Origin of the sequence: Methylobacterium sp. E-046, from assembly GCF_022829625.1 — a bacterium.
Taxonomy (GTDB): Bacteria; Pseudomonadota; Alphaproteobacteria; order Rhizobiales; family Beijerinckiaceae; genus Methylobacterium; species Methylobacterium longum.
In genome coordinates this window covers 1-21,824 of record NZ_JAKSYP010000052.1, presented here as the reverse complement: position 1 = coordinate 21,824, position 21,824 = coordinate 1, and the positions used below count along the sequence as shown (strand labels likewise).

21 protein-coding genes are annotated in these 21,824 nt (G+C 69.7%); 10 read left to right on the top strand and 11 right to left on the bottom strand.

Annotation, left to right across the window (positions count from 1 at the left end; translation table 11 throughout):
* Position 1: 1 nt before the first annotated feature.
* The 5 genes from MKK82_RS02665 to MKK82_RS02645 all read right to left on the bottom strand — a co-directional run bounded on the left by MKK82_RS02665 (position 2) and on the right by MKK82_RS02645 (position 4,736).
* Complete coding sequence (locus MKK82_RS02665; protein ID WP_238289244.1) at positions 2-709, bottom strand: urease accessory protein UreF; 708 nt, start codon at positions 707-709, stop codon at positions 2-4.
* A complete protein-coding gene (locus MKK82_RS02660; protein WP_243984634.1) occupies positions 675-1,163 on the bottom strand; it encodes an urease accessory protein UreE in 489 nt (162 codons plus the stop codon). Before MKK82_RS02660 ends, MKK82_RS02665 begins: the two co-directional genes overlap by 35 nt.
* A gap of 137 nt (positions 1,164-1,300) precedes the next feature.
* Positions 1,301-3,028, bottom strand: a complete 1,728-nt coding sequence (ureC, locus tag MKK82_RS02655; protein ID WP_243984600.1) for an urease subunit alpha — start codon at positions 3,026-3,028, stop codon at positions 1,301-1,303.
* Between the two features lie 2 nt (positions 3,029-3,030).
* On the bottom strand, positions 3,031-3,651 hold the full coding sequence (locus tag MKK82_RS02650; RefSeq protein WP_238289248.1) for an urease subunit gamma: 621 nt from the start codon (positions 3,649-3,651) through the stop codon (positions 3,031-3,033).
* A gap of 71 nt (positions 3,652-3,722) precedes the next feature.
* Positions 3,723-4,736, bottom strand: a complete 1,014-nt coding sequence (locus tag MKK82_RS02645; RefSeq protein ID WP_238289250.1) for a LysR family transcriptional regulator — start codon at positions 4,734-4,736, stop codon at positions 3,723-3,725.
* 95 nt (positions 4,737-4,831) lie between these two features.
* Between MKK82_RS02645 and MKK82_RS34145 the strand changes: the two genes are divergently transcribed.
* Genes MKK82_RS34145 through MKK82_RS02630 form a run of 3 tightly spaced genes read left to right on the top strand, consistent with a single transcriptional unit; the run spans position 4,832 to position 6,892 of the window.
* On the top strand, positions 4,832-6,073 hold the full coding sequence (locus MKK82_RS34145; RefSeq protein WP_308445447.1) for a GNAT family N-acetyltransferase: 1,242 nt from the start codon (positions 4,832-4,834) through the stop codon (positions 6,071-6,073).
* A complete protein-coding gene (locus tag MKK82_RS02635) occupies positions 6,070-6,684 on the top strand; it encodes a cysteine hydrolase family protein (RefSeq protein WP_238289252.1) in 615 nt (204 codons plus the stop codon). Before MKK82_RS34145 ends, MKK82_RS02635 begins: the two co-directional genes overlap by 4 nt.
* A 52-nt stretch (positions 6,685-6,736) precedes the next feature.
* The gene (locus MKK82_RS02630; RefSeq protein ID WP_238289254.1) at positions 6,737-6,892 is read left to right on the top strand and encodes a hypothetical protein; all 156 of its coding nucleotides are present in this window, start codon (positions 6,737-6,739) and stop codon (positions 6,890-6,892) included.
* Here MKK82_RS02630 and MKK82_RS02625 read toward each other — a convergent pair whose 3' ends face one another.
* The 3 genes from MKK82_RS02625 to MKK82_RS02615 all read right to left on the bottom strand — a co-directional run bounded on the left by MKK82_RS02625 (position 6,893) and on the right by MKK82_RS02615 (position 8,060).
* Positions 6,893-7,147, bottom strand: coding sequence for a hypothetical protein (locus MKK82_RS02625; RefSeq protein WP_243984598.1), 255 nt, complete (start codon positions 7,145-7,147; stop codon positions 6,893-6,895).
* 13 nt (positions 7,148-7,160) lie between these two features.
* The gene (locus MKK82_RS02620; protein ID WP_279602686.1) at positions 7,161-7,556 is read right to left on the bottom strand and encodes a MucR family transcriptional regulator; all 396 of its coding nucleotides are present in this window, start codon (positions 7,554-7,556) and stop codon (positions 7,161-7,163) included.
* 267 nt (positions 7,557-7,823) lie between these two features.
* The gene (locus tag MKK82_RS02615) at positions 7,824-8,060 is read right to left on the bottom strand and encodes an HOOK family protein (RefSeq protein WP_238289259.1); all 237 of its coding nucleotides are present in this window, start codon (positions 8,058-8,060) and stop codon (positions 7,824-7,826) included.
* Positions 8,061-8,359: 299 nt separating this feature from the next.
* Here MKK82_RS02615 and MKK82_RS02610 point away from each other — a divergent pair, with 299 nt between their 5' ends.
* The 6 genes from MKK82_RS02610 to MKK82_RS02585 all read left to right on the top strand — a co-directional run bounded on the left by MKK82_RS02610 (position 8,360) and on the right by MKK82_RS02585 (position 16,945).
* Positions 8,360-9,643 carry an efflux RND transporter periplasmic adaptor subunit gene (locus MKK82_RS02610; protein WP_243984596.1) on the top strand — a complete coding sequence of 428 codons (1,284 nt, stop codon included), beginning with the start codon at positions 8,360-8,362 and terminating at the stop codon, positions 9,641-9,643.
* A 46-nt stretch (positions 9,644-9,689) separates the two neighbouring features.
* A complete protein-coding gene (locus MKK82_RS02605) occupies positions 9,690-12,857 on the top strand; it encodes an efflux RND transporter permease subunit (protein ID WP_243984595.1) in 3,168 nt (1,055 codons plus the stop codon).
* A gap of 167 nt (positions 12,858-13,024) precedes the next feature.
* Complete coding sequence (locus tag MKK82_RS02600; RefSeq protein WP_238289264.1) at positions 13,025-14,161, top strand: CaiB/BaiF CoA transferase family protein; 1,137 nt, start codon at positions 13,025-13,027, stop codon at positions 14,159-14,161.
* Positions 14,097-14,951 carry an SDR family oxidoreductase gene (locus MKK82_RS02595; protein WP_283206439.1) on the top strand — a complete coding sequence of 285 codons (855 nt, stop codon included), beginning with the start codon at positions 14,097-14,099 and terminating at the stop codon, positions 14,949-14,951. The genes MKK82_RS02600 and MKK82_RS02595 overlap by 65 nt, the downstream gene beginning before the upstream one ends.
* A 10-nt stretch (positions 14,952-14,961) precedes the next feature.
* A complete protein-coding gene (locus MKK82_RS02590) occupies positions 14,962-16,110 on the top strand; it encodes an acyl-CoA dehydrogenase family protein (protein WP_238289266.1) in 1,149 nt (382 codons plus the stop codon).
* A gap of 1 nt (position 16,111) precedes the next feature.
* Positions 16,112-16,945 carry a MaoC family dehydratase N-terminal domain-containing protein gene (locus MKK82_RS02585; protein WP_238289268.1) on the top strand — a complete coding sequence of 278 codons (834 nt, stop codon included), beginning with the start codon at positions 16,112-16,114 and terminating at the stop codon, positions 16,943-16,945.
* Between the two features lie 241 nt (positions 16,946-17,186).
* On the opposite strand, the gene MKK82_RS02580 is transcribed toward MKK82_RS02585, so the two are convergent.
* Complete coding sequence (locus MKK82_RS02580; RefSeq protein WP_238289270.1) at positions 17,187-17,612, bottom strand: organic hydroperoxide resistance protein; 426 nt, start codon at positions 17,610-17,612, stop codon at positions 17,187-17,189.
* Between the two features lie 87 nt (positions 17,613-17,699).
* Positions 17,700-19,421: an adenine deaminase gene (ade, locus tag MKK82_RS02575; RefSeq protein WP_238289272.1), complete on the bottom strand. Its 1,722-nt coding sequence runs from the start codon at positions 19,419-19,421 to the stop codon at positions 17,700-17,702.
* 129 nt (positions 19,422-19,550) lie between these two features.
* Here ade and ilvD point away from each other — a divergent pair, with 129 nt between their 5' ends.
* Positions 19,551-21,380, top strand: coding sequence for a dihydroxy-acid dehydratase (gene ilvD, locus MKK82_RS02570; RefSeq protein WP_238289274.1), 1,830 nt, complete (start codon positions 19,551-19,553; stop codon positions 21,378-21,380).
* 269 nt (positions 21,381-21,649) lie between these two features.
* On the opposite strand, the gene MKK82_RS02565 is transcribed toward ilvD, so the two are convergent.
* The coding region (locus MKK82_RS02565; protein WP_243984633.1) for a helix-turn-helix domain-containing protein at positions 21,650-21,824 on the bottom strand (175 nt) is incomplete at its 5' end.

The following is a 21,824-nucleotide window of genomic DNA, read 5'->3' as shown; positions in this document are numbered from 1 at the left end:
CTCACGATCGGAAGATGCGGGAATACTGGGTCTCGTGCCGGAAGGAGCCGAGATCCAGGCGGAAGGTGGCGGCTCCCAGGGCGTCGAGACCCGCACCGGCAGCCGCGTCGGCGAGGCGGGCGATGCGCGGGGCGAGGGCGGCGACCACCCGCGTGCCGGCGGCCTGTCCCACCGGCGCCGCCCGCAGCGCCGCAGAGACAAGGTTCTGCAGGAAGGCGAGACCGTAAGCGGCGAGGACGGGTGCCAGCACCATGCGGTGAGCCCCGGCGGCCAGCCCGACCGCGACCGGATAGGCGACGGGGCCCGGAAGGTGCTCGGTCAGGCTTGAGAGCGGCGCGCAGGGCCATGCGCCGAGGGTGGCGTCGAGGAAGCTCCGACCCTGCTGGCTCGTCTCGAGGTGCAACTCGCGCGACGGCGCGAGGGCGAGGGCGAGGTCGTTGACGGCGCGGATCGCGTCGCTGCCGCACATCGCCGCCCGATGGGCCTCGGCCGCCAGGATCAGGTCGTTGCGCAGCGCGCCGCGCTCGCAGACGTCGCCGATCCAGTCCGCGAGGCTCGCCTCGTCGCGCACGTCACCGGCTTCGACCGCCCATTCCAGGCCGTGCGAGTACGCGTAGGCGCCGACCGGATACCCCGGCGACAGCCACGCCATCAGGCGGAGGGCGTCGAGGGCCTCAGTCGGCGACATGGTGATGGTGATGGCCGCCATGCGCGTGCGCTTGCGCCGAACCACCCGCGTAGGCCCCGCCCTCGGGCCGGAACGGGCGAATCACCGGCTCGACCGTGCCACCGAGCCCACGCACCATCTCGGCGAGCACGTGATCGTCCGCGATCCAGACCGCGTCGGCGTCGATCTCAGCCGGGATGTGCCGGTTGCCGATGTGCCAGATCAGGCGCTTAAGCGCGTGCTCGCTCGGCGCGCGGATCTCCAGGAGGCGTTCCGACGCCGCCTCGACCCAGACGAGGCGGCCGTCTTGAAGGACCAGCGCATCGCCATCCTCAAGCACGGCCGGTTCCGGCAGATCGAGCAGGAAGTCCAGTCCGCCGCTCCCGCGCATGGCGACGCGGCGGCGATGACGGTCGCCGTGATCGAGAACGACGCGGTCGACGATCTCGCCGCCCGAGAGCGCGTCCCGGCGAAGGATACGGGTGGCGCGAATCATGATCTGTGCCGTCTGTTCGGTGACCGGGGTCGATCGAACACCGATCGTCTCCGAAGCCTGGGTGAAGAGGTCGCTCGTGTCCGCGCGCTGCGCAGCCTTCGGCATCGCGGCCCTGGCGTCAGCCACCCCATCCCGTTTCAGAACAGGAAGTAGCGCTGCGCCATCGGCAGCACCTCGGCGGGCTCGCAGACCAGAAGCTCCCCGTCGGCGCGGACGTCGTAGGTCTCGGGATCGACCTCGATCACCGGGGTTGCGTCGTTGAGCACCATGCTCTTCTTCGAGATTCCGCCCCGCACGTTCTCCACCGCAACCAGTTCCTTCTGCACGCCCAGCCGGTTCCGCAGCCCGTCCTCGATGGCCGCCCGGGACACGAAGGTGAGGGCGGTGGCGAAGGGCACCCGGCCGTAGGCGCCGAACATCGGACGGTAATGCACCGGCTGCGGCGTCGGGATCGAGGCGTTCGGATCGCCCATAGGCGCGGCCGCGATGCTGCCGCCCTTCAGGATCAGGTCGGGCTTCACCCCGAAGAAGGCCGGCGTCCAGAGCACGAGATCGGCGAGCTTGCCGGGCTCGACGGACCCGACGTGCCGCGAGATCCCGTGCGCGATCGCCGGGTTGATCGTGTACTTGGCGACGTAGCGGCGCGCCCGCAGGTTGTCGGTGCCCGAGGTGTCGCCCGCAAGGGCCCCGCGCTGGCGCTTCATCTTGTCGGCGGTCTGCCAGGTGCGGATCACGACCTCGCCGACCCGGCCCATGGCTTGGCTGTCGGACGACATCATCGAGAGCGCGCCGATATCGTGCAGGATGTCCTCGGCCGCGATGGTCTCGCGGCGGATCCGGCTCTCCGCGAAGGCGAGATCCTCGGGGATCGACGGGTCGAGGTGGTGGCAGACCATGAGCATGTCGAGATGCTCGTCGATCGTGTTGCGCGTGTAGGGCCGGGTCGGGTTCGTGGAGGAGGGCAGGACGTTCGGCAGACCCGCTACCTTGATGATGTCGGGCGCGTGGCCGCCCCCGGCGCCCTCGGTGTGGAACGCGTGGATGGTGCGGCCCTTGAAGGCCGCGATCGTGTCCTCGACGAAGCCCGATTCGTTGAGCGTGTCGGTGTGGATCATGATCTGGATGTCGTGGGCATCCGCCACCGACAGGCAGGTGTCGATCGCCGCGGGCGTCGTACCCCAATCCTCGTGCAGCTTCAGCGCACAGGCGCCGGCCCGCACCATCTCGACGAGGCTCTCGGGCCTCGACGCGTTGCCCTTGCCGGCGAAGGCGAGGTTCATGGGGAAGGCGTCCGCCGCCTCGATCATCCGCGCGATGTGCCAGGGTCCGGGCGTGCAGGTGGTGGCGAAGGTGCCGTGCGCCGGCCCGGTGCCGCCGCCGAGCATCGTTGTGATGCCCGAGCAGAGCGCCTCCTCGATCTGCTGCGGGCAGATGAAGTGAATGTGGCTGTCGAAGCCGCCGGCCGTCAGGATCTTGCCCTCGCCGGCGATGACTTCGGTCCCGGGGCCGACCACGATGTCGACTCCGGGCTGCACGTCCGGATTGCCGGCCTTGCCGAGCTTGAAGATCCGGCCGCGGACGATGCCGACATCGCATTTCACGATGCCCCAATGGTCGAGCACCACGGCGTTGGTGATCACCGTGTCGACGGCCCCCCCGGCATTGGTGACCTGGCTCTGGCCCATCCCGTCGCGGATGACCTTGCCGCCGCCGAACTTCACCTCCTCGCCGTAGCTGGTGAGATCGCGCTCGACCGTGATCTCCAGGCTGGTGTCGGCCAGGCGGATGCGGTCCCCGACCGTCGGTCCGAACATGTCGGCGTAGGCTGCGCGGGGAAGGCTCGCGGGCTTCGGGGCGTTGGACATGGTCAGAGCTTACCCATCACATCGCCTCGGAACCCGTAGACGGTGCGGCCTCCGGCAAGCGGCACGAGCGTGACTGCCCGGGTCGATCCCGGCTCGAAGCGCACCGCGGTGCCGGGCGCGATGTCGAGGCGCTTGCCGCGGGCCTGCTCGCGCTCGAACACAAGGCCCGGATTGACCTCGTAGAAGTGGTAGTGCGAGCCGACCTGGATCGGCCGGTCACCGGTGTTGGCGACCTCGAGGACGGTGCGCTCCGCGTCCGCGTTGAAGACGATCTCGCCGGGCAAGGTCGTCACCGCACCCGGCCTGTCGCGGGAGGCCGCCCCCCGGATCGGGTGGTGAACGGTCACCAGCTTCGTGCCGTCCGGGAAGGTGGCTTCGACCTGGATGTCGGGGATCATCTCGGCCACGCCCTCCATCACCTGATCGGCCGTGAGGACGGTGCCGCCGGCTCGCATCAGTTCGGCGACGGTCCGGCCGTCGCGCGCGCCCTCGACGACGAAGTCGGTGATCAGCGCCACCGCCTCCGGATGGTTGAGCTTCACGCCGCGGGCCAGACGGTTCCGCGCGACCTGCGCGGCCATGGCGATCAGCAGCTTGTCCTTCTCACGGGGCGTCAGCAGCACGGCAAACCTCGTCGTTGCGGCCGCGGGAGCAAGGATCATGCGCGATGCGCGGTCAAGGATGCGGCAGCCCGCTACCGCTCCATCCCGGCGAATCCGGCGAACAGCTCGGGCATGGTCCCGCCCTTCAGCGTCGCCGGGAGGTCCCGGGGATGGATGAAGGCGTCGCGAAACCACGGATAGCGCACCGGATCGAAGCTGGTGCGGATCCAGTTGATCGCCTGGCGGACGCGGTCGATCCGCTCGGCATCCGGGTGATAGGTCAGCCAGATGTCGAGGCCGATCTGGACAAGTCCGTCGATCGGCACCAGCCGCGCGCCGATCGCCGCCGCGTAAGTGGGCAGCCAGCCGATCCCGGCGCCGTTGGCCACCGCCCAGTAATGGGCGCTGCTCACGTTGGTCTTGAGGGTCACGTAACCGGATTGCGGCTTGTCGGGCGTGTGCCGGTCGTACTCCGCCATGCTGACGGTCTGGTTCGAGACCTGAAGCACGATCCGGTGCCGCGCAGCGTCCTCCACGCCGGCCGGCACGCCGTAGATGTCCAGGTAGCTGCGCGCCGCGAACGCCATGGCGTGCAAGCGGCCGAGCTTGACGACCTTCAGGTCGGGATTGGACGGCCGCACCAGCTGCACCGCCACGTCGGCTTCGAGGCGGCCGACATCGGCCGGATCCATCGCGCAGCGCAGATCCACCACGAGCCGGGGATTCGCGCGCTGGAACTCGACGAGGCGCGGCGCCAGCCAGAACGTGCCGAGGCCCTCGGTGACGGCGATCCGCACCTCGCCGGTCGGCGTCGCCGAAGCGGCATCCCGGGCGCGCAGGACTGAGTAGGCGGCACTCTCCATGGTGCGGGCCGCCGCCAGGATCGCCTCGCCCTCCGTGGTCAGGCGGATCCCGGCCGCGTGGCGCGTGAGCAGGGTGACGCCGAGCTGCGCCTCCAGGTCGTCGATCCGCCGCCGCAGCGTGTTGATGGACAATCCGACGACGGCAGACGCCGCTCGGAAGCTGCCCCGGCGATCGAGTTCCAGGAACAGCCGCAGGTCCTGCCAGTCCGGCATGCCGGCTTCGAAGACCGAGGCGTGTTCCATCTGTGAGACTCCCATACTTCAAGTTTTGCACAGACGCGGATCTTCGGCCATGCGAAGCCGGGGGCTCTTCCCAATCATCTGCGGATTTCGACGCGATGACGGTCCACGTATCCCCGCCCGACCACGTGCCCCATCCCTACGGGACGCCGGAGGCGCGGCACGACATCATCGACCTACGTTCGGCGCGTCTCGCCCGCCATCTGGTGCTGTTCACCCCGACCCAGGACGATCTGGAACGCCTGCTCGACGAGACCCGGTCCGCCCTGCCGGGCGTTGCCGACATCGCGGTGGTCCGCCGCGTGATGACCGCCAATCCCGATACCGTATTCGCCATCGCCCGGCGCGAGGGCTACGACGCGCTTTCGCCCCGCGGCGAGGGCTTGACCGCGGTCCTGCCGCTGAACGAGGCCGGGATGGCGGCCCTGCTGACGGGCAGCTTCGACGCGAGCGATCCGGACATCCGCTTCATCGCCCGGCAGCACGAGCGCCCGGCCGGCATCTATCTGTGGGTGATCCACGCCCGCCGCCGACTGGCGGCGGCGGTCGCCTTGATGCTGCAGCGGATCTCGACGCCGCTGTGCCGCGACGTCGATCTCTTCGCCCGCGCCGCCACCGCGGAGGGCGCGGACTACCTGGAGGGCATCGGGTTCACGAAGGGCGCGGCCTGGCGCGCCCTGCGCGCGCCCGGCCTGCACATGTTCCACCGCTCGGAGCGCGCCGAGCGCCTGCCGCCCTATGACAGCCACCGGCCCGGCGCCACCGGCACCAGCGTCGCCGTGGCGCGGACCTTCGAGGACCTGTCGCGCGTCATCGCCCTGCGCGCCGCCGTGTACATGGCCGAGCAAGCCTGCCCCTACGAGGAGGAGTTCGACGGGAACGATCTCTCGGCGACCCATCTCATCGGCTACGTCGGGGACGAGCCCGCGGGCTGTCTGCGGATCCGCTTTTTCGCCGATTTCGCCAAGATCGAGCGCCTCGCCGTGCGGGCCGAGCACCGCAACACGCGCATGGCCTTCGCGCTGGTCCGGGCCGGGATCGAACTGGCGCGGGTGAAGGGCTACCGCCGCCTCTACGGCCATGCCCAGAAGCGCCTCGTCGGCTTCTGGAGCCGCTTCGGCTTCCGCGTGTTCGAGGGCGCGCAGGAACTGGTGTTCTCGGATTTCGACTACATCGAAATGCTGCTGGAGGCCGAGCCCCATCCCGAGGCCATCGGCATCGGCATCGATCCCTACGTCATCATCCGGCCCGAAGGCCGCTGGCACCGCGCCGGCACCCTCGACCGCTCCCGGGCCCGGGCCGTCACCCGGCCCTCCGTCGATCAGAAGGCGGCGCGATGATCCGGACCTTCAACCCGGCGCTCTACCGCCGGCCGCGCAGCGTCCCGGTGCTCGTGCTGGTGGACATGCAGCAGGAATACGAGGTTGCGGGGCGTCCGCTCGCCCTTACGGGGATCGCCCCGGCCCTGGCGAATTGCCGGTTGGCCCTCGGCCACGCCCGCGAGAGCGGCATCCAGGTCGCCTACGTGCGCTGGATCGGTGCGCCCCTGTTCCAGGCGGGTACCCGCTTCGCCCGATGGATCGAGGGCTTCGAGCCGCATGGCTGCGACATGATCTTCGACCGGGATCGTCCTTCCTGCTACGCGAGCCCGGCCTTCGCCGACGCCATGGAGCGCGGCTGCCCGCCTCTCGTTATCGCGGGCTTCGCCGGCGAGGCGGCCTGCCTCGCCACGGCGGTCGACGGCTTCCACCGTGGCCAGGAGGTGACGTTCCTTGCGGACGCCTCCGCCAGCCACGGCCTGGAGGGGATCGCCGCCAGCGACATTCATCGCACGGTGAGTGCGGTGATGCGCGCGTTCGGTGATGTCACGGACACGCAGTCCTGGATCTCCGGCTCCGCACCGTTCCGGCCCACGACGGCCGCTTCAAGCCAGACGCACGCGAATGACTGATCGAGGCCAACACGACCGGGCCCGTGGCCACGCCGGAATCGACGACGACGAGGTGCTCCAGCGCCTCGGCCGGCACGCGATCGCGCTGCTTCAGGCGGCGCGGGATGCGGGTGATCCCGCGCTGATCGCCCAGGCGGAAGCCATGGCGATGGCAGTGGGCTTCGCGCTGGCGGCGCATCTTCCGTTGAGCGCGCACACCGCGGATTGATCAGGCGGCCTCGTCCTCGCCCGCGATCAGGCGCATCGCGCGGAGGCGCGCCGTGCGCTCATCCCGCGCACGGTAATCGGCATCGAGAGCCGACCAGAGGGCCATAAGCTCGCTCTTGTCCCGCGGCTCGACCGTTACGGTCGTGTCACACGAAGAATCGCCGTGTTCGAAGGCGTCCATGCCCGGATCCCCGCGCGTCGAGATGCTGTCCGCTAACAGGACATCCTGGCGAGCGTCCACCCCGACATTGTACATCCCGCGCCGATCGTTACGCGGTGACTTCGGCGCGCTCGTCGGGCTGCGTTCCAACCATCGCGTGATCTGGTCCGAGACGCCGGGCCCGCTCGACCCGGGCCGACGGCCTGGCCAGTGCGGAACGCTGCCCGGCATGCCATGGCACGACCACCCGATAGTCCGCCGGAAGCCCGGAGTGATCACGGTAGCTTCGCGGGTCGAGGCCGCGGCTCGCCAAGTGGCTCTTGAGCGACGTGTGGCTCTTCCCGTCGGGGAAACTGACCATCCCGTCGCCCTGGATCGACTTGCCGATCTGAGCTCGCGTCGGCTTCTCCACGGAAACGTCCGGAGCGCGCTCCGCCTCCGGCGACCCGATTTGCGTCAGTGCCGCGCTCAAGCGCGCCATGATGTCCGGCAGAGCGGCGGGCATACTGTACTGATGTAACGGCGTGCGAACCGATCCGCCGGAAGTAAGTTTCGCTTCAAAGGTTTTTATGTCTTGGTTAGATACAGTATGATACCCATGATTTGATGAGACCGCGCCGGAACCTCAAGATCGGCCGGCTGGCCCGAGGAAGCGCCGGCAACGGAAGTCATCGGGAAACCCAGAAACATATCGGACACCGGGGCGCGCTACGGCTCCGGAGCGCCTCACCCGTCCCCCGCAGGCCTGCGCCGATCTGCTGGCGACGGCCGGTCAGACATCGTGGGCTTCGGACGCCATCAGGGTGGCGATGATGGATTCGACGACTGCGATCTGCTGCTGCACGGCCACGAGGCGGGGCCCGGCTTCCGACCCATCGCCCATCACGAACGTGCCCCTCTGGCGCCGGGTCTCGCGGAGCTTGCGCACGGAGGCGACGATGATCTGCCGCTCCTCGATCAGCGCGGCGCGCAGCTCGTTCAATCCGTCAAGTTCCAGCGTCGAGGCCATGCGCCGTCCCGGTCTCAGATCCGAGGCGCGGACGGGTGCGCCCATCGAAGTCGTGGGGCGATCGTGTCCGGTCCGCGCCGATGATTCCGCGCCGGCTTCGCAGGTCGCGATGGCGGCCAGCGGGCGACGACGGTCCCCGCGACGCTACCCCGCAACGGGCGCGGTTGCACGCCCTCCGTCGGCGGTCCGCCACGGTCGGGAGCGTGTCGCCTCAGTGTCGGCGTGCGGGATTGTATGCTAATGAATGCAAAATTATCTTCGGCTGACCGGCGGCCGGACCTGAGGGCGGAAGCGGACGCATGCTGAGCGGGGAGGAGCACCATCGCGGCGCGTCCCGAACGGAGGAGATCGTCGCGTTCGACGATTCGGGCGGTGGGAAGCCGGTTCGGGCCGAACGGAAACCGAGCCGATCACGCGGGATGGCCGTGGTGTTGCTCGTGCTCGCGGCAGCGGGCGGTGGCGCCTACGGGTACACGCAATACAATCAGCCGAAGGCCAGACCCAAGGCGAGCGCACCGCTCCCGGTGCCGGTGACGCTGGGGACCGTCGAGCAGGGGCCCTTCGCGCTCATGGCGAACGGGCTCGGCACGGTGCAGGCCTACAACACCGTCCAGGTGCGCACGCGGGTCGACGGCGAGATCCAGCAGGTCGCGTTCCGCGAGGGGCAGACGGTCCACAAGGGGGACGTGCTGGTCCAGGTGGATCCGCGGCCCTACCAGGCGACGCTCGATCAGGCGAAGGCCAAGAAGGAGCAGGACACCGCCAACCTCAACAACGCCAAGGTGGACCTCACCCGCTACACCGGCCTCGGCGTCTACGCGTCGCGGCAGCAGACCGAGACGCAGACCGCGCTGGTCGCTCAGCTGACCGCGCAGGTGGCGTCCGATCAGGCCGCCATCGACAACGCCACGACGCAGCTCGGCTACGCCACGATCCGCGCGCCGATCGACGGCGTCACCGGCTTCCGTCAGGTCGATATCGGGAACATCGTCAACGCGGCGGGCATGTCGGCGATCGTGACGATCACGCAGGTCGAGCCGATCTTCGTGGTGTTTACAGCGCCCGAGGATCAGCTCCCCGCCATCACCGCGGCGCTCCGGAAGGGCGACGTTCCGGTGGAGGCTTGGAGCTCGGACGGTCTCACCAAGCTCGCCGACGGCAAGCTCGCCCTGTTCAACAATCAGGTCGACACGGCGACCGGCACCATCCGCCTCAAGGCCGTCTACGAGAACAAGAACCACGCTCTGTGGCCGGGCCTCTCGGTCTCCACCAAGATGCGCGTCGCGACGCTGGCCGTGGCTACGACGGTGCCGGACGACGCCGTGCAGCACGGGCCTTCGGGCCTGTTCGCCTTCGTGGTCGACGAGGCCGGGCGGGCCCATCAGGTCGCCCTCAAGGCCGGGCGCTCGGATTCCGGCCGGACGCAGATCCTGAGCGGCGAGTTGAAGCCCGGCGAGCGCGTCATCGTCGCCGGGCAGTACAAGGTCCAGGACGGCAGCCTCGTGGCGGATCCGCGGGCGGCGCACACCGCGCAGGCGAGCGAGCCGGATGCAGGCCGGCAGCCCGAGGCGGTGCGCCGATGAGCGCAGGACCGAACGCGGATGGGACGCGGCAGGACGGGGGGCACCGATGACAGGCGGCATCTCCGCACCCTTCATCCGGTTCCCGGTGGCGACCACGCTGATCATGGTCGGCATCCTGTTCCTCGGGCTGGTGGCCTACCCGCTGCTCGGCGTCGCGCCCCTGCCGCAGGTGGATTTCCCGACGATCCAGGTGACCGCGCAGCTGCCGGGGGCCAGTCCCGAGACCATGGCGTCCTCGGTGGCGCAGCCCTTGGAGCGGCAGTTCTCGCAGATCCCGGGCGTGTCGCAGATGACCTCGACGAGCTCGCTGGGCATCTCGACGATCACGGTGCAGTTCGACTTGAACCGCAACATCGACGGCGCCGCCAGCGATATCCAGGCGGCGGTCAACGCGGCGAGCGGGCAGCTGCCCAAGAACCTGCCGAGCCCGCCGACCTACCGCAAGGTCAATCCGGCCGACTCGCCGATCCTGCTGCTCTCGGCGGTCTCCGACACCCTGCCGCTGATTGACGTGGACGATGCGGTCGACGTGCAGCTCGCTCAGCGGATCAGTCAGATCTCCGGCGTGGCGCAGGTCTTCATCGGCGGCCAGCAGAAGCCCGCGGTGCGTATCCAGGTCGATCCGGCCAAGCTCGTCGCCAAGGGACTGTCCCTGGAGGACGTGCGCAACCAGCTCGCCATCACCACGGTGAATAACCCCAAGGGCAGCATCGACGGAACGAGCCGCAGCTACACGATCTACGCCAACGACCAGCTGACGGCGGCCCGGGACTGGAACGACGTCATCATCGCCTACCGCGACGGCGCGCCCCTCCGCGTGCGCGACATTGGCCAAGCGATCGCCGGGCCCGAGGACATGAAGCAGGCGGGCTGGACCAACGGTCGCCGCGGCGTGTTCCTGGTGATCTTCAAGCAGCCCGGCGCCAACGTGATCGATACGGTCGACAGCATCAAGGCGCAGCTGCCGCGGCTGACCGCGACCCTGCCGGCCGGGATCAAGGTCGACATCCTCAGCGACCGCACCCAGACGATCCGCGCCTCGGTGGAGGACGTGCAGTTCACCCTCCTGCTGACCATCGTGCTGGTCGTGGCGGTGATCTTCGTGTTCCTGCGCAGCTTCTGGGCGACGGTCATCCCGAGCGTGACGGTACCCCTCGCCCTGCTCGGCGCCTGCGCGCTGATGTGGATGGTGGGCTACACCCTCGACAACCTGTCGCTGATGGCGCTGACCATCGCGGTCGGCTTCGTGGTCGACGACGCCATCGTCGTCCTGGAGAACATCAGCCGCTACGTCGAGGAGGGGATGCGGCCCATGGAGGCCGCGTTCAAGGGCGCGGGCGAGATCGGCTTCACCATCGTGTCGATCTCGGTGTCGCTGATCGCGGTGCTGATCCCGCTGCTCCTGATGGGCGGCATCATCGGCCGCCTGTTCCGCGAATTCGCCGTGGTGCTGTCCATGACGATCGCGGTCTCGGCCTTCGTCTCGCTGACGCTCACGCCGATGATGGCGGCGCGGCTGCTCAAGCCCCACGGCGCTGCGCGCCACGGGCGTCTCTACCGGATGAGCGAGGCCGGGTTCGACGGGTTGCTCTCGATCTACGAGCGTGCCCTCGACGTGGCCCTGCGCCACCACCGCATCACGCTGCTGACCTTCTTCGCGACCCTCGGGCTGACAGGCTACCTGTTCGTCGCGATCCCGAAGGGCTTCTTCCCCCAGCAGGACACCGGCTTCATGATCGGCGTCACCGAGGCGGGCCAGGACACCTCCTTCTCGGCGATGAAGGCGCTGCAGGAGAAGGTCGGAGCCATCGTCCAGGCCGATCCGGGCGTGGCCACCGTCGGCATGTCGCTGGGCGGCAACGGGCAGGCGCTCAACTCGGGCCGGATGTACATCACCCTGAAGCCGAGGGACGAGCGGGACGTCAACGCCTTCCAGATCATCGCCCGGCTTCGGCCGAAGCTAGAGCGCGTGGAGGGCATCCGGACCTTCATCCAGGCCACCCAGGACGTGCGCACCGGCGGGCGCACCTCCCGCACCCAGTTCGAGTACACGCTGCAGGATCCCGACCTCGCCGAGCTCAACACCTGGGCACCCCGCATCCTCGACCGGCTGAAGACGCTGCCCGAACTCCGCGACGTGGCGACCGACCAGCAGACGCGCGGAACCACGCTGACGATGGCGATCGATCGGGACGCCGCCTCGCGCTACGGCATCACCCCGCAGCTGATCGACGACACGCTCTACGACGCGTTCGGCCAACGGCAGATCGCGCAGTACTTCACGCAGCTCAACAGCTACCACGTTGTGCTGGAGGTGCTGCCGGTCCTCCAGGGCAGCCTCGACAGCCTGGACAAGATCTACATCAAGGCGCCGAACGGCGGCGGGCAGGTGCCGCTTGCGGCCTTCGCCCGCTGGACCACCGACCCGGTGGCGCCGCTCTCGGTCAACCACCAGGGCCAGTTCCCCGCGGTAACCATCAGCTTCAACCTCGCCTCCGACGTGGCCCTCGGGCAGGCCACGGAGGCGATCGGCCGGGCGATGCGGGACCTCCAGGTGCCGCCAACCGTGGTGAGCGGCTTCCAGGGCACCGCCCAGGCGTTCCAGCAGTCGCTCTCGACGGTGCCGCTCCTGATCCTGGCGGCGCTGTTCGTCGTCTACCTGATCCTCGGCATCCTCTACGAGAGCTTCATCCACCCGATCACCATCCTCTCGACGCTGCCGTCGGCGGGCGTCGGCGCGCTGGCGGTGCTCATGGCGGCGGGCTTCGACTTCAGCCTGATCGCGCTGATCGGCATCATCCTGCTCATCGGCATCGTGAAGAAGAACGGCATCATGCTGGTGGACTTCGCGATCGTCGCCGAGCGCGAGGAGGGCATCGGCCCCGAGGAGGCGATCCGCAAGGCGGCGCTGCTGCGCTTCCGCCCGATCCTGATGACCACCATGGCGGCGCTCCTCGGCGGCATCCCGCTGATGTTCGCGCACGGAACCGGCTCGGAGATCCGCCAGCCGCTCGGATACGCCATGGTGGGCGGCCTCGCGGTGAGCCAGATCCTGACGCTGTTCACGACGCCGGTGATCTACATCTACCTCGACCGCTTGGCGCACCGCCTGTCGTTCCGGGACAGGCCGGAGGCGGTGGACGCCGCTGTCGGTGCCGCGGACGATCCGGTGGAGGAGGTCCGCGGGCCGCCCGCTCTGCGCGCCGCGGAGTAAGGGGGGTACGAAGGCGCGATCCGCGGCCGTCTTCGCTGCGCTCGCGATCACGGGGGCGTCGACGGCGGCTCCCCCCCTGTCACCGCCATCAGCTTGGCACGGTCCTGAGCCGAACCAGTTGATGCGTGAACGGCCCCGCGGGGTCGCAGCGCTCCGGAACGATGCGGATGAGCCAGACTCTGCCCCTGCGAGGGCTTACCGTCCTCGCCCTGGAGCAGGCGGTCGCCGCTCCCTACTGCACGTCGCGGCTTGCCGATGCCGGCGCACGGGTCATCAAGATCGAGCGGCCGGAAGGCGATTTCGCCCGGGGCTACGATGCCGCCGTCAACGGGCTGGCGAGCTACTTCGTATGGCTCAACCGCGGCAAGGAAAGCCTCGTTGCCGACATCAAGGACCCGGCGGATGCGCGCCTGCTCCACGCGATCCTCGCGCGGACCGACGTGTTCGTGCAGAACCTCGCGCCCGGCGCCGCCAGGCGGGCGGGCTTCGACGCGGCGGACCTGCGGGCGCGCCATCCGCGGCTCATCACCGTCGACATCTCCGGCTACGGTGCCGGCCACGCCTACAGCGACATGAAGGCCTACGACCTGCTGGTCCAGGCGGAGAGCGGGCTCGCCGGCATCACCGGCCACCCGGCGGGGCCCGGGCGGGTCGGGGTCTCCGTCTGCGACGTCGCCTGCGGGATGGACGCGCACGCCGCTGTGCTGGAGGCGCTGATCGCCCGCGGGATCACGGGAGAAGGCTGCGCCCTGGAGGTCAGCCTGTTCAGCGGCGCGGCCGACTGGATGAACGTGCCGCTCCTCTACTTCGAGGGCACGGGCCGAATGCCTCAGCGGGTCGGGCTCGCCCATCCCACGATCTGCCCTTACGGCGCCTTTCCCACCGCGGACGGCGGCCTCGTGCTGATCTCGATCCAGAACGAGCGGGAATGGGCGCGCTTCTGCGGGGGCGTGCTGGGGGAGCCGGACCTCGCCACCGCCGAGGGGTTCGGCTCGAACAACGCCCGCGTGGCCAACCGGGCAGCCGTCGATCAGCGCATCGGCTTGGAACTGGTGCGTCTTACCCGCGACGCGGCCGCGTCCAGGCTGAAGGCGGCGGGTACCGCCTACGGCTTCGTCAACACGCTCGCCGACCTGTCGACCCATCCGGCCCTGGTCCGCGCCGAGGTCCAGACCCCCGCCGGCCCGGCCAGCATCGTGGCGCCGCCGGTCCTGATCGACGGGCAGGTGCGGGCGCTCGGTGCCGTTCCCGCAATCGGCGCGCACAGCGATCGCATCCGCGCGGAATTCGCCGCCGCACCCTGAAAGCCTACATCGGACCACGACGTGGGAACGGGAGGGGACGAAGAGGCTCGACGGCAAGGTCGCGATCGTCACGGGGGCCGGCGGCGGCTTCGGAGCGGGCATCGCCCAGCACTTCGCCGCCGAGGGCGCCGCCGTCGCCTGCGTGGATATCGACCTTGGGGCGGCCGAACGCGTCGCCGCGGGGATCGGCGCCAAGGCCCTCGCCGTCGGCGCGGATGTCGGCAGCGCCGCCGATGTCGAAGCCAGCGTCGCGGCGACCCGCGAGCGTTTCGGGGTACCGCACATCCTGGTCAACAACGCCGGTACGACCCACCGGAACAAGCCGCTCCTGGAGGTGACCGAGGACGAGTTCGACCGCGTGTTCCGGGTGAACGTGAAATCGATCTTCCGCTATGTCCGCGCGATCGCGCCGGTGATGCGCGACGCGGGCGGTGGCGTGATCCTCAACGTCAGCTCGACGGCGGCGCTCCGGCCGCGACCCGGGCTCACGTGGTACAACGCTTCCAAGGGCGCGGCGAGCCTCGCCACCAAGTCGCTGGCTCTGGAACTGGCACCCTGGAAGATTCGGGTGAACGCCCTCTGCCCGGTCATGGGGGCTACCGGCCTGCTCGAGCATTTCATGGGCGTGCCCGACACGCCGGAAAACCGGGAGCGCTTCATCGCCACGATCCCGCTCGGGCGTCTCTCGCAGGCCCGCGACATCGCGGCGGCGGCCCTGTTCCTGGCCTCCGACGAGGCCGAATTCATCACCGGGGTCGACCTGCCGGTCGACGGCGGCCGCACGGCCTGAGGAGCCCGTCATGGAAGCCTATACCGAGATCCGCGAGGCGGTCGCCAAGCTTTGCGCAGGCTTTCCCGGCCCGTACTGGCGGGCGCTGGACCGGGAGATGGCCTATCCGACCGAATTCGTGAACGCGCTGACCGGGAGCGGGTACCTGTCGGTCCTGATCCCGGAGGCGTTCGGCGGTGCCGGCCTGCCGCTCTCCGCTGCGGCGGCGATCCTCGAGGAAGTTCAGCGTGCGGGCTGCAACGGGGGCGCCTGCCACGCGCAGATGTACACGATGGGCACCCTTCTGCGGCACGGCTCGGACGCCCAGAAGGCCGAGTACCTGCCGCCCATCGCGGAGGGGCGCCTGCGGCTCCAGGCCTTCGGGGTCACCGAGCCCACCTCCGGGACCGACACCGGCAGCCTCAAGACCACGGCGCGCCGCGAGGGCGACGCCTACGTGGTCAACGGCCAGAAGATCTGGACGAGCCGCGCCGAGCATTCGGACCTGATGCTGCTCCTGGCCCGCACGACCCCCCGCACGGAGGGCATGAAGCGCACGGACGGATTGTCCGTCCTCCTCGTCGACATGCGCGAGGCGCGAGGCAACGGCCTCACCATCCGGCCGATCCGCACGATGATGAACCACGCCACAACCGAGGTGTTCTTCGACAACCTCCGCGTGCCGGCCCAGAACCTGATTGGCGAGGAGGGCAGGGGCTTCCGCTACATCCTGTCCGGCATGAACGCCGAGCGCATCCTGATCGCGGCGGAATGCGTCGGCGACGCCAAGTGGTTCATCGACAAGGCGAAGGCCTACGCGGGTGACCGATCGGTCTTTGGCCGTCCGATCGGTGCCAATCAGGGCGTGCAATTCCCGATCGCCCGCGCCTACGCCAACATGCGGGCCGCGGAGTTGATGGTCCGCGAGGCACTGAGCCTCTACGAGGGCGGCGCCAATCCCGGCGCCGAGGCCAACATGGCCAAGATGCTCGCCGCGGACGCCTCTTTCGAGGCCGCCAATGCCTGCATCCAGACCCACGGTGGCTTCGGATTCGCCGAGGAGTACGACGTGGAGCGCAAGTTCCGCGAGACGCGCCTCTACCAAGTTGCGCCCATCTCCACGAACCTCATCCTCGCCTACCTGTCCGAGCACGTCCTCGGCATGCCCCGCTCGTACTGACATGACGGACTTCGCTGCCTGGATCGGACGGACGCGCACGGCGTCCGACCTCGTGACGCCGCGCCTCCTGGCCGAGTTCCGCGCGACCCTCGCGCCGCATCTGGCACCGGTCGCCGAGGGACACGCTTTGCCGGCCCTGCACTGGTGCCTCGCTCCGGAGACGCCCCCCGCCGATGCACTGGGACCGGACGGTCACGCCGCCAAGGGCGGGTTCCTGCCGCCCGTGCCGTTGCCGCGGCGCATGTGGGCCGGCGGGCAGATCGAGACCATCGCGGAGCTGCGCGTGGGGGATCTGGTGACGCGCACCGAGACCGTGCGGGACGTGGCCTTCAAGGAGGGGCGCAGCGGGACCCTATGCTTCGTCACCGTCGATCACGCGATGGCGACGGAGCGCGGCGTCGCGATCCGAGAGCGGCAGGACATCGTCTACCGCGAAGCGGCCGCCGCGCAGGCCGGCCGCCCGGTCGAGGCTGAGCGGGACTCGGCCGAGGCCTACGCGCGGGTCTGGGCCGTGCCGGCGACGCCGACGCTCCTGTTCCGCTACTCGGCGATGACCTTCAACGGCCATCGCTTCCACTACGACCAACCCTACGCCACGCAGGTGGAGGGCTATGCGGACTTGGTTGTCCATGGTCCCATGCAGGCGACGCTGCTGATGAACCTCGCGGCCACGCTGCTGGATCGGGCGCCGCGCAGCTTCGCCTATCGCGGCGTCTCGCCGATGACCGCCAACCAGACCTTCCGGGTGTGCGGCCGGCTCACGGAGACCGGCTTCGAGGGCGTGACGCTCGACGAGGCGAGCCGGGTGTGCATGCGGGCGCGGGGTGAGGGCTAGCGCCCGACCGATCAGCGATCCGTCCGACCGGGAAACGCGATCGGCTCGATCGGCAGATCACCGGCGCCGTGGTCGTGCGCAGCGACGGCGCCCTGCGTCGCTGCACTCGCAAGGTCGGTGACGGGTTGGGGATGCCGGTGGGGTCTGCAGGCCTACGCGCTGGTTCCGGCTCACCCACGATGCCCGTGGATCACGTTCGTCGCGGCGGGCTCCGCGGAGGCGAGGCCCGCCGAAGCTTCGCTCAGGCGAGCTTCAGCCCGACGTTGACGTTGCCGCGGGTGGCGTTCGAGTACGGGCACACTTGGTGCGCGGCGTCCACGAGCTTCTGCGCGTCGGCGCGGTCCAGGCCGGGCAGGCTGATGGTCAGGTCGGCCGTGATGCCGAAGCCGCCTTCGGAGCGCGGGCCGATGCCGACATCGGCGGTGACGCTGGTGTCGGCCGGGACCTTCAGCTGCAACGACGGCGCCACAGCCTTCATGGCGCCGAGGAAGCACGCCGAGTAGCCGGAGGCGAAGAGTTGCTCCGGATTTGCGCCCGGGCCGCCCGCGCCGCCGAGCTCCTTCGGGGTCGAGAGCTTGACCTCGAAGTTGCCGTCGGCCGTCCGCGCGGCGCCGTCGCGGCCCCCGGTGGCGGTGGCGGTGGTGCGGTACTTCACGTCTACGGACATGGCGGTCTCCGATGTCTGGAAGAGGGTCAGCATCAAGCGGTCAGCGGGCAACCGCGTTCCATCATTTTAATTGCGCGCAATCTAATTTCAAGGATCGATCAGGGTGAATCTGTCGACATCCACCAGCCCCCGGTCGGTGATCTTGAGGTGCGGGATCACCGGAAGCGGCAGGAATGCCACCTGCAGGAACGGCTCGGGCAGGACAACGCCGAGGCCGCGCGCGGCGGCGCGCAGGGCGACCAGATCGCGCCGAATGGCATCGAACGGCATCAGGCTCATCAGGCCGGCCAGGGGGAGGGCGATCTCGGCGAGCACGCGGCCGTCCGCGACCACCACGAAGCCGCCCTCGATCTCGCCCAGGCGGTTCACCGCCACGGCCATGTCGGCCTCGTCCGCGCCGACCACCGTGATGTTGTGGCTGTCGTGTCCCACCGACGACGCGATGGCGCCGCGCTGCAGCCCGAACCCCTTCACGAAGGCGACCCCGATGCCGCGTTCCCCGGGCGCGGTCCGGCCGTGCCGCTCCACGACGGCGACCTTGATGACGTCCTGGCCGAGATCGACGCGACGCTCGCCGCCCCGGTAGGGCAAATTCAGGTCGTGCCGCAGCGTGATGATCTTGCCCGGCACCACGCCGATCACCGGCGTCGACGGTCCCGAGCCCGGGGCCGCGAAGTCGGACGCCTGCACGTGCCGCGCCCGCACGCTGCCGCGCCCGATCGGCGCCACGGGTGTCCGACCCGCGAACAGCGCGTCGTCGACCGGGCGCCCAGCGCTGATCACCCGCGACACCGCGCAGGCGGCCAGATCGTCGAGCACGACGAGGTCGGCCCTCTGCCCGGGCGCCACGAGGCCGCGGTCGTGGAGGCCGAAGGCCCGGGCCGCGGACCACGAGGCGGCCCGGTAGGCCGCCAGCGGCGGTGCGCCCAGCGCGATGGCCGTGCGGATGACGTAGTCGAGGTGGCCCTCCTCGGCGATGTCGAGGGGGTTCCGGTCGTCGGTGCAGAAGGCGAGGAACGGCGCGGTGCGTTCGGTGAGGATCGGCGCGAGGGCGTGCAGGTCCTTGCAGACGGATCCCTCGCGAATCAGCACGGTCATCCCCTTCGAGAGCTTCTCCAGGGCCTCCTCGGGGGTCGTCGCCTCATGCTCCGTGCGGATGCCGGCCGCGATGTAGCCGTTCAGCGCCGCCCCGCGCAGGAGGGGCGCGTGGCCGTCGATGTGCCGGCCCTGGAAGGCGGCGAGCTTCTCCAGCACGGCCCGATCGCCCGCCAGCACGCCGGGGAAATTCATGAATTCGGCGAGACCGATCACCTTCGGGTCCTGCGCGAAGGGCATGAGATCGGCTGCGGTGATCCGAGCGCCGGACGTCTCCAGATGGTCGGTCGCCGGAACGCAGGAGGAGAGCTGCACCCGCAGGTCCATCGCCAGCGTCCCGGACGATTCGAGGAACCACGCGAAGGCGTCGGTCCCGAGGACGTTGGCCATCTCGTGCGGGTCGCAGATCCCCGTGGTGACCCCGTGCGGCAGGACGCAGCGCTCGAATTCCTGCGGCGGCATCAGCGAGGATTCGACGTGGAAATGCGTGTCGATGAAACCCGGCACCACGATCTTGCCGCGCAGATCGATCTCCCGGCGGCCGCGATACGATCCGAAGGTGCCGACGATCCGCTCGCCGCAGATCGCGACGTCGGAATCCACCAAGTCGCCGGTGACGAGGTCGAGGAACCGCGCGCCCTTCAGAACGAGGTCGGCCTCCGCGTGGCCCTGCCCCTGCGCGATCGCGCGCCGCAGGAGATCCACCTGTGTCATCGGCTCACACTCCGTCCCGTCCCGTCATCCGCCAGAAGCATGCCATGGCTGCGTGCCGCCCGGCGACGCTTGCGGACATGCGCCTGCGGGCGCAGAAGCCCACCACCTTCGAACCGGTCGAATCGCGCGATGCCTGCCTATCGTTCCCGTACCACCACCCACGGTCGCAACATGGCCGGCGCTCGCGGACTCTGGCGCGCCACCGGCATGAAGGATGCCGATTTCGGCAAGCCGATCATCGCGGTGGTCAACTCGTTCACGCAGTTCGTGCCGGGTCACGTCCACCTCAAGGATATCGGCCAGCTGGTCGCCCGCGAGATCGAGGCGGCCGGCGGCGTCGCCAAGGAGTTCAACACCATCGCGGTCGATGACGGCATCGCGATGGGCCACGACGGCATGCTGTACTCGCTCCCGTCCCGGGAGCTGATCGCCGACTCCGTCGAGTACATGGTCAACGCGCACTGCGCCGACGCGATGGTGTGCATCTCGAACTGCGACAAGATCACCCCCGGCATGCTGATGGCGACGTTGCGCCTCAACATCCCGACCGTGTTCGTCTCGGGTGGCCCGATGGAGGCCGGCAAGGTCCAGCTCCCGGGCATCGCCAGGAAGGTCGACCTCGTCGACGCGATGATCGCGGCGGCCGATGACCGGATCTCCGACGCGGACGTCGCGGTGATCGAGCGCTCGGCCTGCCCGACCTGCGGCTCGTGCTCGGGCATGTTCACCGCGAACTCGATGAATTGCCTCACCGAGGCGCTGGGACTCGCGCTGCCGGGCAACGGCTCCGTGCTGGCCACGCATGCCGACCGCAGGCGCCTGTTCGTCGAGGCCGGCCACCTCATCGTCGACCTCGCCCGGCGCCACTACGAGCAGGACGACGCGAGCGTGCTGCCGCGCGCCGTGGCGAGCTTCAGAGCGTTCGAGAACGCCATGACCCTCGACATCGCCATGGGCGGCTCGACCAACACGGTGCTGCACCTGCTGGCCGCCGCCCATGAGGGCGAGGTGCCTTTCACGATGGCCGATATCGACCGCCTGTCCCGGCGGGTTCCGGTGCTCTGCAAGGTCGCCCCGGCGGTCGCCAACGTCCACATGGAGGACGTGCACCGCGCGGGGGGGATCATGGGGATCCTGGGCGAGCTCGACCGGGCGGGCCTGATCGACACCGAGGCCGGCAACGTGTCGGCCGGGACCCTCGGCGCGGCCCTGGCCCGCTGGGATGTGCGCGTCGCGCCGAGCACCGCAGTGCAGACCTTCTACCGGGCGGCCCCCGGCGGCGTGCCGACCCAGGTGGCGTTCAGCCAGGAGTCGCGCTTCGACGAGCTCGACCTCGACCGGGCGGGCGGCGTCATCCGCGACGCCGCGCACGCCTACTCGCAGGATGGCGGCCTCGCGGTGCTCTACGGCAACCTCGCCGAGCAGGGCTGCATCGTGAAGACCGCGGGCGTCGACGCGGCGGTTCTCACCTTCACGGGTACGGCTCGGGTGTTCGAGAGCCAGGACGCGGCCGTGAACGGGATCCTGAACGGCAAGGTCACGGCCGGTGAGGTCGTGCTGATCCGCTACGAGGGCCCTCGGGGTGGCCCCGGCATGCAGGAGATGCTGTACCCGACGAGCTACCTGAAATCGAAGGGTTTGGGGAAGGCCTGCGCCCTCGTCACAGACGGTCGGTTCTCCGGCGGCTCCTCCGGGCTGTCGATCGGCCACGTGTCGCCGGAAGCCGCCGAAGGTGGCCTGATCGGCCTCGTGCACGACGGTGACATTATCGCGATCGACATTCCGGCACGCACCATCCGCCTGGACGTGGATCCGGTCGAACTGGAGCGTCGGCGCGCCGCGCAGGATGCGGCGGGCTGGCAGCCGGAAAACCCGCGCCCGCGCAAGGTCAGTGCGGCGCTGCGCGCCTACGCGATGCTGACCACCAGCGCGGCCCACGGCGCCGTCCGACGGGTGTAGCCCCGCATCCGGGTTCGCGGAGCCGCGACGGCCGGAGCGGCTCTGCCGGTTCCTGTCGGATGACCGCCAAGGCTGAAACGTCGAAGCGCGGCCCATGTGCCAGCCAACGGGCTGCCGGCGGAGGGCACCCGCGGCGCAGCTCCGCCGCTTCTCCACCGCATCCCGGGCTCGCGGCTCGGGAGGGTGTCGCGCCGCTGCACCGGTCCTGAACGCGAAAACCCCGCGTGGCCGGACCGCGCGGGGTTTTCGAGAAACCGAAGGTGGGCGGATCAGACCGCCATCCGCTCCTCGCCGTCCATCGGCTCACGCAGCACGTAGCCGCGGCCCCAGACGGTCTCGATGTAGTTTTTGCCCTGGCTGGCGTTGGCGAGCTTCTTGCGCAGCTTGCAGATGAACACGTCGATGATCTTCAGCTCCGGCTCGTCCATGCCGCCGTAGAGGTGG

Coding starts and splice junctions, on each gene's coding strand:
- MKK82_RS02665 (WP_238289244.1), bottom strand. CDS start 709: ATGGCGGCCATCACCATCACCATGTCGCCGACTGAGGCCCTCGACGCC.
- MKK82_RS02660 (WP_243984634.1), bottom strand. CDS start 1,163: ATGATTCGCGCCACCCGTATCCTTCGCCGGGACGCGCTCTCGGGCGGC.
- ureC (WP_243984600.1), bottom strand. CDS start 3,028: ATGTCCAACGCCCCGAAGCCCGCGAGCCTTCCCCGCGCAGCCTACGCC.
- MKK82_RS02645 (WP_238289250.1), bottom strand. CDS start 4,736: ATGGAACACGCCTCGGTCTTCGAAGCCGGCATGCCGGACTGGCAGGAC.
- MKK82_RS34145 (WP_308445447.1), top strand. CDS start 4,832: ATGACGGTCCACGTATCCCCGCCCGACCACGTGCCCCATCCCTACGGG.
- MKK82_RS02635 (WP_238289252.1), top strand. CDS start 6,070: ATGATCCGGACCTTCAACCCGGCGCTCTACCGCCGGCCGCGCAGCGTC.
- MKK82_RS02625 (WP_243984598.1), bottom strand. CDS start 7,147: ATGTACAATGTCGGGGTGGACGCTCGCCAGGATGTCCTGTTAGCGGAC.
- MKK82_RS02620 (WP_279602686.1), bottom strand. CDS start 7,556: ATGCCCGCCGCTCTGCCGGACATCATGGCGCGCTTGAGCGCGGCACTG.
- MKK82_RS02615 (WP_238289259.1), bottom strand. CDS start 8,060: ATGGCCTCGACGCTGGAACTTGACGGATTGAACGAGCTGCGCGCCGCG.
- MKK82_RS02610 (WP_243984596.1), top strand. CDS start 8,360: ATGCTGAGCGGGGAGGAGCACCATCGCGGCGCGTCCCGAACGGAGGAG.
- MKK82_RS02605 (WP_243984595.1), top strand. CDS start 9,690: ATGACAGGCGGCATCTCCGCACCCTTCATCCGGTTCCCGGTGGCGACC.
- MKK82_RS02600 (WP_238289264.1), top strand. CDS start 13,025: ATGAGCCAGACTCTGCCCCTGCGAGGGCTTACCGTCCTCGCCCTGGAG.
- MKK82_RS02590 (WP_238289266.1), top strand. CDS start 14,962: ATGGAAGCCTATACCGAGATCCGCGAGGCGGTCGCCAAGCTTTGCGCA.
- MKK82_RS02585 (WP_238289268.1), top strand. CDS start 16,112: ATGACGGACTTCGCTGCCTGGATCGGACGGACGCGCACGGCGTCCGAC.
- MKK82_RS02580 (WP_238289270.1), bottom strand. CDS start 17,612: ATGTCCGTAGACGTGAAGTACCGCACCACCGCCACCGCCACCGGGGGC.
- ade (WP_238289272.1), bottom strand. CDS start 19,421: ATGACACAGGTGGATCTCCTGCGGCGCGCGATCGCGCAGGGGCAGGGC.
- ilvD (WP_238289274.1), top strand. CDS start 19,551: ATGCCTGCCTATCGTTCCCGTACCACCACCCACGGTCGCAACATGGCC.